The sequence below is a fragment of the Sphingomonas sp. R86521 genome, from assembly GCF_042466235.1.
GTDB lineage: Bacteria > Pseudomonadota > Alphaproteobacteria > Sphingomonadales > Sphingomonadaceae > Sphingomonas.
In genome coordinates this window covers 3543506-3559092 of record NZ_JAXHBY010000001.1, presented here as the reverse complement: position 1 = coordinate 3559092, position 15587 = coordinate 3543506, and the positions used below count along the sequence as shown (strand labels likewise).

Here is a 15587-nt window from a genome sequence, read left to right as displayed (position 1 = left end):
GTTCCGCGCGCTTCGCAGGTCTGAGTTCACCCCGGAACACGTCCGGGGAGACGGACGCCCCTTAGAGGCACGCCTCCAGATACGCCTGGTCGAACCCGAACTGCCGCGCCTTGTCGAGTGTGTACGGCCGCAGCCCCATCGAGCGGTATTCGCCGACGATCTTGCCGTCCGCGCTCTCGTCGAGATATTCGAACTTGAACAGCTCCTGCGTGACGATCACCGGGCCTTCCATGCCGATCACCTCGGTGATGTTGGTCACGCGCCTGGACCCGTCGCGCAGGCGCTTCACCTGGATGATCAGCTCGACCGAATCGGCGATCTGGCGGCTGATCGCTTCCTTCGGCACCTTGATGTCCGACATCATCACCATGTTCTCCATACGCGCCAGCGCCTCGCGGGGAGAGTTGGCGTGGAGCGTACACATCGATCCGTCGTGACCGGTGTTCATGGCGGCGAGCATGTCGAAACACTCGCTGCCACGAATTTCGCCCAGGATGATGCGATCCGGGCGCATACGCAGCGCGTTCTTGACGAGATCGCGGATGCTGATCTCGCCCTGGCCCTCCAGGTTGGCCGGACGCGTTTCGAGCGGCAGCCAGTGCGGCTGCTGCAGCCGCAATTCGGCGGCGTCCTCGATCGTCAGCACGCGCTCGCCCGGGTCGATCATCTTCGACAGCGCGTTGAGCATCGTCGTCTTGCCCGAACCGGTACCGCCGGAAATCACGACGTTGAACCGCGACGCGCCGGCAATCTTGAGCGCGGTCGCCATCTTCGGCGACATGCTGCCAAACCCGGCCATCATGTCCAGCGTGATCGGTTTGGCCGAGAATTTACGGATCGAGATCGCGGTGCCGCGCAGCGACAGCGGCGGGACGATGACGTTGACGCGGCTGCCGTCCTTGAGGCGGGCGTCGGCGAGCGGCGTGGTCTGGTCGACGCGGCGACCGACCGAATTGACGATCCGCTGCGCGATCTGGAACAGGTGTTCCTCGTCGCGGAACTGGATCGGCGCGAGCTCCAGCTTGCCCTTGCGCTCGACATAGGTCTGCTCGGGACCGTTGACCATGATGTCGGTGATGTTCGGATCGGACAGCAACTCCTCGAGCGGTCCCAGGCCCAGCAACTCGTCGACCAGCACCTTTTCCAGCGCGAACTGTTCGCGGCGGTTGAGCGTCAGCTTCAGTTCGGCGAGGACTTCGCCGATGATCGGGCGGAATTCTTCGGCCAGCTCGTCCTTGCCCAGCGTCGCCGCCGCTTCGGGATCGACGCGTTCGAGCAGGCGCGGAAGGACCTGTTCCTTGATCTTGTGGATCGACTGCTCGAAGCCCTCGACGCGGCTGTTGCCGGCCTCGCCGCTGGCGTTCTGTCGATCCGACAGTCGCTGCATCGCATCCATCGCGCCCGACGGCATGCTGGTGGGCATGGCGCCCGACTGCGTGTCGAGTTCGCCGGGAAGCGGCAGCGATTCGATGGGCGGAAACTGGCTGCCACCCTCCGATTCGGGGCGCGGCGCGGCGGCCCCGCCTTGCATTGGTCGCGCCACGCCGAACGCCGGCCGTGCCGGTGCTCCGCCATTTATCCCATTCCGACGCCCGAACGCACTCATGCCTAGTCCCTCATGGTTGCCACGGGGGTAGGGGCGAAGGGTTGATATTCCATAAACCAGTTCTCCCGGTGCAGGGCGCAGGGTAGGGGACGGCGATGATCGTCCGGCTGCTTCTCCTTCTCGCCGTCCTGCTCGGACTCGCGGCGCCCGCGAGTGCCGACGACATCTCGGCGGCGGGGCGCGGGGTGGTGCGGATCGTCACGATCGCGGTGGTCGACGGCCAGGTGGTCGGGTTCGGCCATGGCAGCGGCTTCGCGATCACGCCCAACCGCATCGTCACCAACGCGCATGTCGTCGACCTTGCGGAGCGCTATCCCGACAATGTCGTGATCGGCGTGGTCCCGTCGGAGGGCGACAAATCCTATACCGGCCGCGTCATCGCCTATGATTCGCAGGCCGATCTCGCGCTGATCGAGTTCACCGGGGCCCGCCTGCCGCCCGCCGCGCTCTATACCGGGCCAGTGACCGAGGGTGATCCGGTGGTCTCATTGGGCTTTCCCGGCAACGTCGACCTGGCGACCGCACGATCGGCGGCGGATTATATCAAGCCGATGTCGCCGGTGCGCTCGGAGGGGGTGTTCTCCGGCCGACGCACGCTGACCAACGTCGAGGTGCTGCTGCATACCGCCAGCATCGCGCGCGGCAATTCGGGTGGTCCGCTGCTCGACCGGTGCGGACGCGTGATCGGGGTCAATTCGGCGATCACCCGCGGCGAAGAGGGCGATGCGACGTTCGGATTCGCAATCGCCGACACCGAACTCAGCAGTTTCCTGCGCGAGGCCAAGCAGCCCTACGCCTCGGTCGGCACGCCGTGCACCTCGATCGAGGATCGGCTGCGGCAGGACAGCGACGCCGATGCGCGCGCGGTGACCGACGCTGCCTCCGCCCGGCGCGACGCCGCGACGCAGGCCGGGCTGCTCCGCGAGGCCGCGCTCGAAAAGGCGCGCGCGACCGCCCAGCACAGCCGCGAGAACGTGATGGCGGTCGCGGTGCTGCTGCTGGTCGCAGGCGCGCTCGCGATCGGCGGGGCGGGGCTGTTCGAGACGCGGAACGAGCGGCGCCGTGGGGTCTGGGCGCTGGGTGGCGGCCTCTTCGGCGTGGTCGCGGGCATCACCGTGTTCGTGCTGCGCCCATCCGGCGAGATCGATCTCCCCGCGGCACCGGCGGCACAGGCGGCGATCGTCGCCAACGCGGCGCTCGGCAAGCTGGTCTGCCGGCTGGTCCCCGAACGCAGCCGGCTGACGGTATCGTCCAGCGAGGACGTGCCGCTGACCTGGGGCAAGGGCGGCTGCATGAACGGCAAGACCCAATATGTCCCGACCGCCGGGCGTTGGGAGCGCGTGCTGGTGCCCGATGGCGAGCAGGCGGTGTCGGTGCTGGCGTTCGACCCGGCGACGCGGACCTATGCCAACACCCGCTATCTGATGTCCGCGGCGGGGATGGCGGCGGCGCGGACCGCGCGCGGCGAGGTCACGAAGACCTGCACCGGCGACGAGGCCGCGCTCGCAAGGCTGGGCGCCGCGCAGGCCGCGGTGCGCGCGACATTGCCGCCGCTGCCGAACGAGAAACTGGTCTATTCCTGCAGCTCGGCGCGCTGAGCCTCGGTCGCGAGCAGCGCGCGCTTGCGGTCCAGGCCGTACGCATAGCCGCCCAGCGCACCGCCGATTCGCTGCGCACGGTGGCACGGCACGATGATCGACACCGGGTTCTTGCCGCACGCGCTGCCCGCCGCGCGCACTGCGGCGGGGTTGCCGGCGATCGCGGCGAGTTCGCTATAGGTGCGGGTTTCGCCGAGCGGGATCGTCCGCAGCGCCTGCCAGACCGCCTCCTGGAACGCGGTGCCGCGGACATCGAGCGGCAGGTCGCAGTCGAGACCCGGCGTTTCGACCTCGGCGACGACCTGCGCAGCCAGCGTCGCCAACGCTTCGTCGGCCTCGGCGATCGTGGCGTTGGGGAAGCGCGCGCGCAGCGCCGCGGCATCCTCGTCGAACGACACCCGGCACAGCCCCTTGTCGGTCGCAGCGACCAGCATCGGGCCCAGGCTGGTATCGGCGACCGTCCAGCGGATCGTCACCCCTTCGCCGCCCCGCACCCATGCGCTGGGGGCCATCCCTAGCCGCTTGGCGGCGTTGGCATAGAAGCGGCTGGGGGCGGTGTAGCCGGCGTCGTAGATCGCTTTGGTCACGGTCGTCTCCTCGGTGAGCGCATCGGCGGCGCGTGTACTGCGCAGCGCGCGGGCGTAAGCGGCGGGGGTGACGCCGGTGGCGCGCTTGAACAGCCGGTGGAAATGATGCGGCGCATACCCGACCTGTGCGGCCAGCGTGTCGAGGTCGATGCGGTCCTCGGCGGCGTCGAGTATCGCCAGCGCCGCCGCCACCGCAATACGGTCGCGACCCACTTCGTCGGGCTTGCACCGCAGGCAGGCGCGATACCCCGCCTCGCGCGCCTGCGCAGCGTCCGCATAGAAGCTGACGTTGCGGCGATGCGGATGGCGCGCCGGGCAGCTCGGCTTGCAATAGATCTGCGTGGTCCGGACCGCGACCACGAACCGCCCGTCCTGCGCACGGTCTCGCGCGGAAAAGGCGGTCCAGGCGGTGTCGGGATCGGGGGTCATCACCACGGTCTAGAATGGATTCGCGGCGGCCGCATCCCGCCGCTTGCTGTCAATGTCGCGTATGGTGAACGGCATTCCGACCCCTTCGAACCGGGTTTCGGCATGGCGTCGCGGACCGGTCGGGCCCACCCGGGTTGCATCCACGGCAACCCGATGCTACCCGCGCCGCTTCCCGTGGAGAGGTGCTTTCGCGCCCTCTTTCCCCATGGTCTAATTCGTTGCAGGCGAGGATTACAGCTTCCGTGGAGACATCCGGCGGTATTCAGGCGAGCTTAGGTGGACGTTATGCGCTCGCCCTGTTCGAACTCGCGCGTGACGCGAAGGCGATCGATACGGTCGAGGCCAGCCTCGCCACCGTGCGCGATGCATTGGCGGAGTCGGCTGACTTCCGTGCGCTGACGACGAGCCCGATGGTCTCGCGCGGCGCCGCGGCCAACGCCGTGTCCGCCGTCGCGGAGTCGCTCGGGATCGACCCGACGACGCGCAACTTCCTCGGCGTGCTCGCCGAGAACCACCGGCTCGGCGCGCTGCCGAAGATCATCCGCGCGTTCCGCGAACTTGCTGCGCAGCATCGCGGCGAGGTGAGCGCCGAAGTCGCCTCCGCGCATCCGCTGTCCGACGACCAGGTGATCGAGCTGAAGCATCAGCTCCGCCAGCGCGTCGGCCGTGAAGTTTCCGTCGACCTGTCGGTCGATCCCACGCTGCTGGGCGGACTTGTCGTCCGCGTCGGCAGCCAGATGATCGATTCGTCGATCAAGACCCGTTTGAACACGCTCGCGCAGGCGATGAAAGGCTGACCATGGATATCCGCGCCGCAGAAATCTCGAAGATCATCAAGGATCAGATCGCCAATTTCGGTACCGAGGCCCAGGTCAGCGAGACCGGCCAGGTGCTGTCCGTCGGCGACGGCATCGCGCGCATCTATGGACTCGACAACGTCCAGGCCGGCGAGATGGTCGAATTCTCGAACGGCGTGCAGGGCATGGCGCTCAACCTCGAGGCCGATAACGTCGGCGTCGTGATCTTCGGGAGCGATTCCGAGATCAAGGAAGGCGATATCGTCAAGCGCACCGGCACCATCGTCGACGTGCCGATCGGCAAGGAGCTGCTCGGCCGCGTGGTCGACGGCCTCGGCAACCCGATCGACGGCAAGGGCCCGATCCACACCACCGAGCGCAGCCGCGTCGAAGTGAAGGCACCGGGCATCATCCCGCGCCAGTCGGTCAGCGAGCCCGTCCAGACCGGGCTCAAGGCGATCGACGCACTCGTCCCCGTCGGCCGCGGCCAGCGCGAGCTGATCATCGGCGATCGCCAGACCGGCAAGTCCGCCGTCGCGATCGACGCGTTCATCAACCAGAAGATCGCCAACGCCGGCGACGACGAGTCGAAGAAGCTGTATTGCGTGTATGTCGCGATCGGCCAGAAGCGCTCGACCGTCGCGCAGCTGGTCAAGACGCTCGAAGAGAACGGCGCGATGGAATATACCATCGTCATCGCCGCGACCGCGTCGGACCCCGCACCGCTCCAGTATCTCGCACCGTACACCGGCGTCGCGATGGGCGAGTATTTCCGCGATCGCGGCATGCACGCCCTGATCTGCTACGACGATCTGTCCAAGCAGGCCGTCGCCTACCGCCAGATGTCGCTGCTGCTGCGTCGTCCTCCGGGCCGTGAAGCGTATCCGGGCGACGTGTTTTATCTCCACAGCCGCCTGCTCGAGCGTGCAGCGAAGATGTCGGACGCGAATGGCGGCGGCTCGCTGACCGCGTTGCCGATCATCGAGACGCAGGCGGGCGACGTTTCGGCATACATCCCGACCAACGTGATCTCGATCACCGACGGCCAGATCTTCCTCGAAACCGACCTGTTCTTCTCGGGTGTGCGTCCGGCGATCAACGTCGGCCTGTCGGTGAGCCGCGTCGGTTCGGCGGCTCAGACCAAGGCGATGAAGAAGGTGTCGGGCTCGATCAAGCTCGAGCTGGCGCAGTACCGCGAGATGGCGGCGTTCGCGCAGTTCGGGTCGGATCTCGATGCGTCGACGCAGAAGCTGCTGAATCGTGGTGCTCGTTTGACCGAGCTGCTGAAGCAGGCCCAGTTCTCGCCGCTGCCGTTCGAGGAGCAGACGGTGTCGATCTTCGCCGGCACCAGCGGCTATCTCGACAAGGTGCCGGTCGCCGACGTGACCCGCTACGAGCAGGCGCTGCTGGCCGACATGCGCGCGAACCATGCCGACGTGCTGACGCTGATCCGCGATACCCGCGATTTGGGTAACGAGGCGAAGGACAAGCTGAAGGCAGCGCTCGAAGCGTTCGCTAAGACCTTCGCATAATTAACTCCCTCTCCCCTTCGGGGAGAGGGCTGGGGTGAGGGGTCGTACCGCGAGGTACCGCCCGGAATTGCCCCTCACCCCGACCCTCTCCCCGCTGGGGAGAGGGAGCAGGAAAAGAAGATGGCATCACTTAAGGCCCTCAAGATCCGCATCGGCTCGGTGAAGTCGACGCAGAAGATCACCAAGGCGATGAAGATGGTCGCCGCTGCGAAGCTGCGCCGTGCGCAGGACGCGGCGGTCGCCGGGCGTCCGTATGCCGAGCGTTTGGAAGCGGTGATGGCGAGCCTCGCGGGGCGCGTCGGCATCGCGCCGGGCGCATCGCCGCTGCTCGCGGGCACCGGCAAGGATCAGGTCCACCTGATCGTCATCGCGACGTCGGAGCGCGGCCTGGCCGGTGCGTTCAACACCAACATCGTCCGGGCAGCGCGGCGGAAAGCCGAGGAGCTGATCGCGGCGGGCAAGACCGTGAAGTTCTACGTCGCCGGCAAGAAGGGCCGCGTGATCAAGCGCTTCTTCCCGAACGACATCCTCGCCGACCACGAGATGAGCCAGATCAAGAAGCTCGCGTTCAGCGACGCCCAGGAAGTCTCCGATGACCTGATCAAGCGCTTCGGCGAAGGCCAGTTCGACGTCGCGCACCTGTTCTATTCGAAGTTCGTCTCCGCGCTCGTGCAGATCCCGACCGGGATCCAGATCATTCCCGTGCCGCTCTCGACCGTCGCGGGCGCGGAAGGCAAGTCGAACGCTGCCGAAGCCGTGACCGAGTATGAGCCGAGCGAGGAAGCCATCCTCGCCGACCTGTTGCCGCGCAACGTAGCGATCCAGATTTTCCGCGCGCTGCTCGAAAACGCCGCGTCGGAGCAGGGCTCGCGCATGAACGCGATGGACAACGCCACGCGCAACGCCGGCGACATGATCACGCGCCTGTCGATCCAGTACAACCGCACGCGTCAGGCCGCGATCACGACCGAGCTGGTCGAGATCATCTCGGGTGCCGAAGCGCTGAAATGAGGGCGGCGATCGCCTTTATTGCGGTTGCGACGCTGGCTGGCTGCGGCAAGCCGGCGCCGTCGGTGCGCGAGCAGGAGGCGGCGCAGGTCGCTTCGGTTCGGACGCTGTCGGGCTGGGACCGGCTGTTCGCCTCCCCGCCGGAAACGATCGGCGCGATCAACCAGGCCGGGTTCGCGCTCGGCGCGTACGCGGCGAAGGGCGACGGCTATGCCGCCAGCGGTCAGCCGCGGATGTATTCGAACTCCAACGCGAAGGCGCCGAACACCGTCGCCGTCGCGCTGAAGGGCACGGAGGCCGCGATCGACACCGTGACCTATGCGTTGTCGCTGAGCGATCCGGACGACGCCACGACCGCACGGATGCGGCTGGCGCAGACCGTCGGCGAGTTCCTCGGCCGCTTCAAGATCAAGGCCGATCCGGCGCTGCTGCGGGCGATCCGCCTCGGCACGCCGCTCGACCAGCCGCCCGCGCACGTCGCGCTGGTACCGGCTAGCAAGGATGCGCCAGCGCGCATCGACGTGACTTTTACCCGTTCTCCGGCTACCAGCCCGGCCAACAACAAGACCCAAGGATAGTGTGATGGCAACCGCCGCTGAAGACATCCGCCCGACCGAGGGCAGCCCTGCTACGAACAACACCGGCCGCATCTCGCAGGTCATCGGTGCCGTCGTCGACGTGCATTTCCCCGACAATTTGCCCGCCATTCTGTCGGCGCTCGAAACCGACAATAACGGCAACCGGCTCGTGCTCGAAGTCGCGCAGCATCTCGGCGAGAACACCGTTCGCACGATCGCGATGGACGCCACCGAGGGCCTGACCCGCGGCCAGACCGTCACCGACACCGGCTCGCAGATCCGCGTGCCGGTCGGCCCGAAGACGCTCGGGCGCATCCTCAACGTCATCGGCGAGCCGATCGACGAGCGCGGCCCGGTCGGCGCAGAGACGACCGCCCCGATCCATGCCTCGGCACCGCTGTTCGTCGACCAGTCGACCGAGAGCGCGATCCTGGTCACCGGCATCAAGGTCATCGACCTGCTCGCACCCTATGCGAAGGGCGGCAAGATCGGCCTGTTCGGCGGCGCCGGCGTCGGCAAGACCGTGCTGATCCAGGAGCTGATCAACAACATCGCCAAGGGCCACGGCGGCACCTCGGTGTTCGCCGGCGTCGGCGAGCGTACCCGCGAGGGTAACGATCTGTACCACGAGTTCCTCGATGCAGGCGTCATCGCCAAGGATGCCGACGGCAATCCGCAGTCGGAGGGCTCGAAGGTCGCGCTGGTATTCGGCCAGATGAACGAGCCGCCAGGCGCCCGCGCCCGCGTCGCGCTGTCGGGCCTGACGATCGCCGAGTATTTCCGCGACGTCGAGGGCCAGGACGTGCTGTTCTTCGTCGACAACATCTTCCGCTTCACGCAGGCGGGCGCAGAGGTTTCGGCACTGCTCGGTCGTATCCCGTCGGCGGTGGGCTATCAGCCGACGTTGTCGACCGACATGGGTGCGCTGCAGGAGCGCATCACCTCGACCAACAAGGGGTCGATCACCTCGGTGCAGGCCGTGTACGTTCCCGCGGACGATCTTACCGATCCGGCACCGGCAACGTCGTTCGCTCACTTGGACGCCACGACCAACCTCAACCGCGCGATCTCGGAGCTGGGCATCTACCCGGCAGTCGATCCGCTCGACTCGACGAGCCGTCTGCTCGAGCCACGCGTCGTCGGCCAGGAGCATTACGACACCGCACGTGCCGTCCAGTCGACGCTGCAGAAGTACAAGTCGCTGCAGGACATCATCGCGATTCTGGGCATGGACGAGCTGTCGGAAGAAGATAAGCTCACCGTCCAGCGTGCGCGGAAGATCCAGAAGTTCCTGAGCCAGCCGTTCCACGTCGCCGAGGTCTTCACCGGCATCAGCGGGAAGTTCGTCCAGCTTGAGGATACCGTCCGCTCGTTCAAGGCGGTGGTCGAGGGCGAGTATGATCACCTCCCCGAGGCGGCGTTCTACATGGTCGGCGGCATCGACGAAGCCGTCGCCAAGGCCGAGAAGATGGCTTCCGAGGCTTAAGCTAAACTGCTCTCCCTCCCGCAAGCGGGAGGGGGCTGGGGGGTGGGCACCCGCCCTCCATGTCGCGCGACGCCGATGGCGCGAGCCCACCCCCGGCCCTTCCCGCATGCGGGAGGGGAGTGAGACCCAGACATGCTGCATTTCGAACTCGTCACGCCAGAAAAGCTCGTCCGCTCGGAAGAGGTCTACATGGTCGTCGTCCCCGGCACCGAAGGCGATTTCGGCGTCCTCGAAGGCCACGCCCCCTTCATGTCCACCGTCCGCGACGGCGCCCTCCAGCTCTTCCGCACCCAGGGTGCCGCAGCCGAAACGATCGCGATCCGCGGCGGCTTCGCGGAGGTCAACGCATCCGGCCTGACCGTCCTGGCGGAAAGCGCGGGCGAGTAAGCGGACCTAAGTTTGTTTCCCCGCGAAGACGGGGACCCAGACTGGGCTACCCGCCTCACACTTCGTCCGTCATCCTGACGAAAGTCAGGACCTAGAGCCACGAACACCACCCCCAGTTACCCTGGGTCCTGACTTTCGTCAGGATGACGAAGGGTGGAGTGGTGGCGGCCAGCTCTACCACCCCCAGCCCTACAGAAAATTATACGGGTCGACGTCGACCGTCACCCGCGCCTTCGACGGCCAGTCGAGTTTCCCCAACCACTCCCGGATCACGTCCTGCACGTCGAGCGCGCGTTTCGCATGGACCAGCAGCCGATACCGATGTCGCCCGCGCAACATCGCCAACGGCGCCGGCGCCGGCCCATAGACGTGCATCCCGTCGACCTCCGGCGCGCTGCGCCCGACCAGCTTGGCGATGTCGTGCGCGCAACCCTGGTCCTCCGACGACACGATGATCGCCGCATAGCGCCCGAACGGCGGCGCCCCGGCATCGCGGCGCGCCTCGGTTTCCGCCGCATAGAACGCATCGGCGTCGCCGGTGATCAGCGCCTGCATCACCTGCGCCTTGGGACTGTGCGTCTGGATGAAGACATGGCCCGGCTTCTCGCCGCGCCCCGCACGCCCCGAAACCTGGCGGATCTGCTGAAACGTCCGTTCGGCTGCGCGCAGATCGCCGCCGTCGAGCCCCAAATCCGCATCGACCACGCCGACCAAGGTGAGGTTCGGAAAGTGATAGCCCTTGGTGACCAGCTGCGTGCCGACGACGATGTCGATATCCCCCGCCTCCATCCGCCCGACGAACTCCGCCGCCTTGGCCGGCGACCAGATCGTGTCGGAGGTCACCACCGCGGTCTTGGCGGCGGGGAACAGTGCGGCGACCTCGTCGGCGATGCGTTCGACGCCGGGGCCACAGGCGACCAGCGTGTCCTCGCCCTTGCATTCGGGGCAGACGCGCGGGGTCGGCTCGATATGCCCGCAATGATGGCAGGCGAGCCGCCGCGTCAGCCGGTGCTCGACCATCCACGCGGTGCAATTCGGGCACTGGAACCGATGCCCGCAGGTCCGGCACAAGGTCAGCGGCGCATAGCCGCGGCGGTTGAGGAACAGCAGCGACTGCTCGCGCTTCTCCAGATTCGCCTCGAGCGCCTTGACCAGCCGCGGTGCCAGCCAGCGGCCACGCTCCGGCGGTTCCTGGATCAGGTCGATCGGCTCGATCGTCGGCATCTCCGCGACCCCGAACCGCCCGGGCAGCTTCAGTTCGGCATAGCGGCCGGTCGCGACCTGTTGCCGCGTTTCGATCGCGGGCGTGGCGGAGGCGAGAATCACCGGGCATTCCTCGAACAGCCCGCGCATCACCGCGACGTCGCGCGCGTGATAATGGACGCCGTCCTCCTGCTTGAAGCTGGTCTCGTGCGCCTCGTCGACGACGATCAGCCCCAAATTCGCATAGGGCAGGAACAGCGCCGATCGCGCGCCGACGGTGACCAGCGCCTCGCCGCTCGCGATCGCCCGCCACGCGCGGCGGCGCTGGGTCGAGCGCAGCCCCGAATGCCACGCCACCGGCTCGCAGCCGAAGCGGTCGTGGAAGCGTTTTAGGAACGGTTCGGTCAACGCGATCTCGGGGAGCAGCACGATCGTCTGTCGGCCATCGCGGATCGCCTGTGCCACCGCCTCGAAATAGACCTCGGTCTTGCCCGACCCGGTGACGCCGTCGAGCAGGGTCGGCTTGAAGACGTGATCGCGGACCCCGTCGACCAGCACGTCCGCGGCGGCCTGCTGGTCGGCGGACAGCACCGGCTGGTGGTGGTCGGGATCGGGCACCGGATAGGGACTGTCGATATCGACCTCCACCGCCTCGATCGCGCCCGACTTGACCAGCCCGCGGATTACCGCGTCGCTGACGTCGGCGATGGTGGCGAGCTCGCGGACGATGCCCTGGCGATCGGCGATCCGCTCCAGCGCCTGTTCGCGTTGCGGGGTAAGGCGGGGCGGCACCACGCCGGTCGCGCGATACTCGATCGCGGTGCGCGCGCCCTCCAGTGCGGAGGTCGAGGCCAGCGTCATCCGCAGCACCGACGCCGGCGCGGCGAGGTAGTAATCCGCGGTCCACTCCACCAGCCGGCGCAGCGGCGCGCGGATCGGCGGCGCGTCGGCCACCGCGAGCAGGTTGCGCAGCCGGTTGTCGCCGACCTCTGCGTCGGACGGCATCCGATCCGCCTCCCACGCCACGCCGAGCAACTGCCGCGGGCCCAGCGGCGCGACCACGATCGAGCCGGGCTCGACCGTCATCCCGACGGGCACGCGGTAGTCGAGCGGCCCGAGGGCAGCGTTGAGGATCAGGATACGGGCGCGGGACATGTGCGCCGTATATGGGGGCGGATCGTCGCCGGGTGAACCTTAGATCGCGCCCGCCCCGATGCTACGCCGCATCGAGCCTTTCCGGCCGGCGGCGCTCGCCGATCCGCGCACGCTTTGCGGCATAGAGGATGGTGTCGGCGTGATGGACGAAGTCGCGGATGCTGTGGAAATCCCCGTCGAACGCCGCGATCCCGACGGTGCCCGCGCTGACCAGCAACAGCCCGTCGGCCTCGACCGGCACGCACAGTGACGCCTCGATCAACGCGACGAGCCGCGCGGGGTTGGCGGCCAGGTCGGGATCGTCGACGATCACCGCGAACTCGTCGCCCCCCAGCCGCGCCGCGACCGATCCGTTCAGCCACGGCGCGCGCAGGCTGCGGCCGACGCCGCGCAGCACGTCGTCGCCCGCGGTATGGCCGAGCGTATCGTTGATCGTCTTGAACCCGTCCAGGTCGACCAAGGCGAGCAGCAGCGGCACACCGTCTGTGCGGGAACGGTCCATCGCCGCCTCGAGCACGCGTTCGAACGCGGCACGATTGGCGAGGCCGGTCAGCGAATCGGTATCGGCCGAAAGCCTGAGCTGGGTTTCGAGCGCGTGGCGTTCGGTGACGTCCTGGAACACCCCGACCAGCGCGACCGCGACGCCGTCGATCGTCTCGCGCTCGCCGAGCACGCGGACTCGCCGGAGTTCACCCTGCGCGGTGAGGAAGTCGACTTCGAGTTCGAACGCGGTGCCCTGCTCGATCGCGCGCGTTACCGCGTCGTTCACCTGGACGCGGGCATGCGGCGGATAGAAGTCCATCGCGTCTTCCATCGACGGCCGGCGTCCGACCGGCAGGCCGTGGATGCGGTAGACGCCGTCGGACCATTCGACGTCATGGTCGGCCAGCGACATCCGCCACGATCCGATCGCCGCCATCCGCTCCGCCTGGCGAAAGATGCGATCCTGGCGCCACAATATCGCCGCCTGGCGATCGGCGATGGTGGCGATCGTCAGCGCCTCCTGGGCGGCGCTGCGCGCGGTGATCGACGCCTCGGCCAGCGTCGCCAGATGCGTCAGCGCCTTGCGATCGTCCGAACGCAGCGATCGCGGGGTGTGATCGAGCACGCAGATCGCGCCGATCGGCTGGCGTACGCCTTCGCTGTCGACCGCATGGATCGGCGCGCCGGCATAAAAGCGCATGCCGTTTTCCTGCGTCACCAGCGGGTTCTGCGCGAACCGCGCGTCCTGCGTCGTGTCGCCGACGATCACCGGGACTGCGCCGCGGATGGTATGGTCGCAGAACGCGATGGTTCGGGGGATCTCGCGGGCCTCGAACCCCTTGGCCGCCTTGATCCACTGGCGGTCGCGGTCGATCAGCGTCAGCAGCGCGGTGGGCGCGTTCAGCACCTGCGCGGCGAGGGCGACGATCGCATCGAACTCCTGTTCGGGGTCGGTGTCGAGCAGCGCCAGCGCATCGAGCGTGGCCAGCCGGCGCTCTTCGTCGATGTGCGACTGTTCGCCGGGTTCGGGTGCGGTCATCATAGCGGCGTATCGACCCCGAGTTAATTTTCTTTCCGGCCGACAGGCGCTAGCATGGTGCGATGGAAAATGCCGCATCGGACCTGCCTGCGTCGATGATCTGGGCCGAGCATCTGGCGCGCGACCGGCGCCGCTCGGTGCATACGATCCGCGCGTATCGCGCATCGGCAGAGCGGCTGGTGGCGTTTTTCGGCGCGCATTGGGGCGAACGGATCGATCGCGCGACGCTGGCGAGGGCGACCGCGGCCGACCTGCGCGCCTATCTCGCGCACCGCCGGGGGCAGGGGCTGGGCAATGCCTCGGCGGCACGCGAATTGTCGGCGGTGCGTGGGTTCCTCGCCTGGGCGAATGCTGATGCCGAGGCGCCGCGATTGCGGGGACCGCGCGTGAAGCCGGGCGTGCCGCGGCCGATCTCGCCGGCCGAGGCGATCGCGCTCGCCGAGGAGGTCGCGGACGACGCCGCGGAACCGTGGATCGGCGCGCGCGACTGGGCGGTGTTGCTGCTGCTGTACGGCGCCGGGCTGCGGATCGGCGAGGCGACGGCGTTGACCGGTGCGGTGTTGCCGCTCGGTGCGACGATTGCGGTAACGGGCAAGCGCGCCAAGACCCGCATCGTGCCGTTGCTGCCGCAGGTGCGCGCCGCGATCGAGGCCTATGCCGCGCAGGTGCCATGGCCAATCGACCGCGATACAGCGCTGTTCCGCGGCGCGAAGGGCGGGCCGTTGTCGGCAGGGGTGGTGCGGCGATCGGTGCAGGCGGCGCGTGGGCGGCTGGGGCTGGGCGAACGGACCACGCCGCATGCGCTGCGGCACAGTTTCGCGACTCATCTGCTCGGGCGTGGCGCAGACCTGCGCGCGCTGCAGGAACTGCTGGGGCATGCCAGCCTGAGCTCAACGCAGGTCTATACCGCGGTCGATGCGGCGCATCTGATGGACGTCTATCGCAACGCGCATCCGCACGGGTGACTGCTTGGGGAGGGGCGCTGCCGCCGGTCGGACAGTCCTCCCGTTGTGGTAATTCCGTTACGGCTCCGCCTGATTCCGATCCCGGTCGGCGCACCCGGGGTAGTACTGTGCGGGGGGAGGGCTATGGGGGTATCAACGATGTGGCACGGGATGTTTTTCCCCGGTTCATATCGGAGGGCCCAAGGGGGGCTTGGCTGATACCCGCTGGTCGCAACCTGCGGCGTCACGAGCGATATGGGGCAATTATGGCTTTGAACTCCGGTTTCGCGGCACCGACCGCAGGTTGGCGCACGGTTTCCACGCGCACGCCGGCGCGGCTCGCCGCGTTCGGCTTGCTCGCAACGACGCTGATCGGCGCGGCACCGGTCGGGCGGCTCGATATCGTCGTCGGCAACCTGCGCTCGGCCAAGGGGCTGGTGCGCGTTTGCTTGACCGCCGATCCCGACAATTTCCCCGCCTGTGTCGACGACGCCCGCGCCGTCACCCGCAACGTGCCTGCGCGTGAGACGACGATCGACATCGGCGGCCTGCCACACGGCGAATACGCCTTTGCCGTCATCCACGACGAGAACAGCAATTCCCGGCTCGACACGTTCGCCGGCATCCCGCGCGAAGGTTTCGGCTTCTCGCGCAACCCCGCCTCGACCTTTGGCCCGCCGCGGTTTGCCGCCGCGCGGTTCGCGCTCGATAGTGATGCCGAAAAGCAACAGGTCCGGATGCGTTACATCTTCTGA

13 protein-coding genes are annotated in these 15587 nt (G+C 67.8%); 9 read left to right on the top strand and 4 right to left on the bottom strand.

Features of this window, described 5'->3' with window-relative positions; all coding sequences use genetic code 11:
• Positions 1-61: 61 nt before the first annotated feature.
• The gene (locus tag SJY20_RS16400) at positions 62-1606 is read right to left on the bottom strand and encodes a CpaF family protein (protein WP_380788010.1); all 1545 of its coding nucleotides are present in this window, start codon (positions 1604-1606) and stop codon (positions 62-64) included.
• A gap of 95 nt (positions 1607-1701) precedes the next feature.
• Here SJY20_RS16400 and SJY20_RS16395 point away from each other — a divergent pair, with 95 nt between their 5' ends.
• Entirely contained in the window at positions 1702-3204 is a 1503-nt protein-coding gene (locus tag SJY20_RS16395) for a S1C family serine protease (RefSeq protein WP_380788009.1), read from the top strand.
• Here SJY20_RS16395 and ada read toward each other — a convergent pair.
• A complete protein-coding gene (gene ada, locus SJY20_RS16390; protein ID WP_380788007.1) occupies positions 3180-4220 on the bottom strand; it encodes a bifunctional DNA-binding transcriptional regulator/O6-methylguanine-DNA methyltransferase Ada in 1041 nt (346 codons plus the stop codon). The genes SJY20_RS16395 and ada overlap by 25 nt on opposite strands.
• Positions 4221-4462: 242 nt before the next feature.
• Between ada and SJY20_RS16385 the strand changes: the two genes are divergently transcribed.
• The 6 genes from SJY20_RS16385 to SJY20_RS16360 all read left to right on the top strand — a co-directional run bounded on the left by SJY20_RS16385 (position 4463) and on the right by SJY20_RS16360 (position 10008).
• A complete protein-coding gene (locus tag SJY20_RS16385) occupies positions 4463-5017 on the top strand; it encodes a F0F1 ATP synthase subunit delta (protein ID WP_380788005.1) in 555 nt (184 codons plus the stop codon).
• Between the two features lie 2 nt (positions 5018-5019).
• Positions 5020-6549, top strand: coding sequence for a F0F1 ATP synthase subunit alpha (gene atpA / locus SJY20_RS16380; RefSeq protein ID WP_380788003.1), 1530 nt, complete (start codon positions 5020-5022; stop codon positions 6547-6549).
• Between the two features lie 120 nt (positions 6550-6669).
• Positions 6670-7560, top strand: coding sequence for a F0F1 ATP synthase subunit gamma (locus SJY20_RS16375; protein ID WP_380788001.1), 891 nt, complete (start codon positions 6670-6672; stop codon positions 7558-7560).
• Positions 7557-8135 carry a hypothetical protein gene (locus SJY20_RS16370; protein ID WP_380787999.1) on the top strand — a complete coding sequence of 193 codons (579 nt, stop codon included), beginning with the start codon at positions 7557-7559 and terminating at the stop codon, positions 8133-8135. The genes SJY20_RS16375 and SJY20_RS16370 overlap by 4 nt, the downstream gene beginning before the upstream one ends.
• 4 nt (positions 8136-8139) lie before the next feature.
• Complete coding sequence (gene atpD, locus SJY20_RS16365) at positions 8140-9621, top strand: F0F1 ATP synthase subunit beta (protein WP_380787997.1); 1482 nt, start codon at positions 8140-8142, stop codon at positions 9619-9621.
• A 132-nt stretch (positions 9622-9753) separates the two neighbouring features.
• Positions 9754-10008 (top strand): ATP synthase F1 subunit epsilon, encoded by a 255-nt coding sequence (locus tag SJY20_RS16360; protein WP_380787995.1) that lies wholly within the window; start codon positions 9754-9756, stop codon positions 10006-10008.
• A 189-nt stretch (positions 10009-10197) separates the two neighbouring features.
• On the opposite strand, the gene SJY20_RS16355 is transcribed toward SJY20_RS16360, so the two are convergent.
• Both SJY20_RS16355 and SJY20_RS16350 read right to left on the bottom strand, forming a co-directional pair.
• Positions 10198-12366, bottom strand: coding sequence for a primosomal protein N' (locus SJY20_RS16355; RefSeq protein WP_380787993.1), 2169 nt, complete (start codon positions 12364-12366; stop codon positions 10198-10200).
• Positions 12367-12427: 61 nt separating this feature from the next.
• Complete coding sequence (locus SJY20_RS16350; RefSeq protein ID WP_380787991.1) at positions 12428-13888, bottom strand: diguanylate cyclase domain-containing protein; 1461 nt, start codon at positions 13886-13888, stop codon at positions 12428-12430.
• A gap of 62 nt (positions 13889-13950) precedes the next feature.
• Between SJY20_RS16350 and SJY20_RS16345 the strand changes: the two genes are divergently transcribed.
• Positions 13951-14853 carry a tyrosine recombinase XerC gene (locus SJY20_RS16345; protein WP_380787989.1) on the top strand — a complete coding sequence of 301 codons (903 nt, stop codon included), beginning with the start codon at positions 13951-13953 and terminating at the stop codon, positions 14851-14853.
• A gap of 245 nt (positions 14854-15098) precedes the next feature.
• Positions 15099-15587 (top strand): DUF2141 domain-containing protein, encoded by a 489-nt coding sequence (locus tag SJY20_RS16340; RefSeq protein WP_380787987.1) that lies wholly within the window; start codon positions 15099-15101, stop codon positions 15585-15587.

Coding starts and splice junctions, on each gene's coding strand:
- SJY20_RS16400 (WP_380788010.1), bottom strand. CDS start 1,606: ATGAGTGCGTTCGGGCGTCGGAATGGGATAAATGGCGGAGCACCGGCA.
- SJY20_RS16395 (WP_380788009.1), top strand. CDS start 1,702: ATGATCGTCCGGCTGCTTCTCCTTCTCGCCGTCCTGCTCGGACTCGCG.
- ada (WP_380788007.1), bottom strand. CDS start 4,220: ATGACCCCCGATCCCGACACCGCCTGGACCGCCTTTTCCGCGCGAGAC.
- atpA (WP_380788003.1), top strand. CDS start 5,020: ATGGATATCCGCGCCGCAGAAATCTCGAAGATCATCAAGGATCAGATC.
- SJY20_RS16375 (WP_380788001.1), top strand. CDS start 6,670: ATGGCATCACTTAAGGCCCTCAAGATCCGCATCGGCTCGGTGAAGTCG.
- SJY20_RS16370 (WP_380787999.1), top strand. CDS start 7,557: ATGAGGGCGGCGATCGCCTTTATTGCGGTTGCGACGCTGGCTGGCTGC.
- atpD (WP_380787997.1), top strand. CDS start 8,140: ATGGCAACCGCCGCTGAAGACATCCGCCCGACCGAGGGCAGCCCTGCT.
- SJY20_RS16360 (WP_380787995.1), top strand. CDS start 9,754: ATGCTGCATTTCGAACTCGTCACGCCAGAAAAGCTCGTCCGCTCGGAA.
- SJY20_RS16355 (WP_380787993.1), bottom strand. CDS start 12,366: ATGTCCCGCGCCCGTATCCTGATCCTCAACGCTGCCCTCGGGCCGCTC.
- SJY20_RS16350 (WP_380787991.1), bottom strand. CDS start 13,888: ATGACCGCACCCGAACCCGGCGAACAGTCGCACATCGACGAAGAGCGC.
- SJY20_RS16345 (WP_380787989.1), top strand. CDS start 13,951: ATGGAAAATGCCGCATCGGACCTGCCTGCGTCGATGATCTGGGCCGAG.
- SJY20_RS16340 (WP_380787987.1), top strand. CDS start 15,099: ATGGCTTTGAACTCCGGTTTCGCGGCACCGACCGCAGGTTGGCGCACG.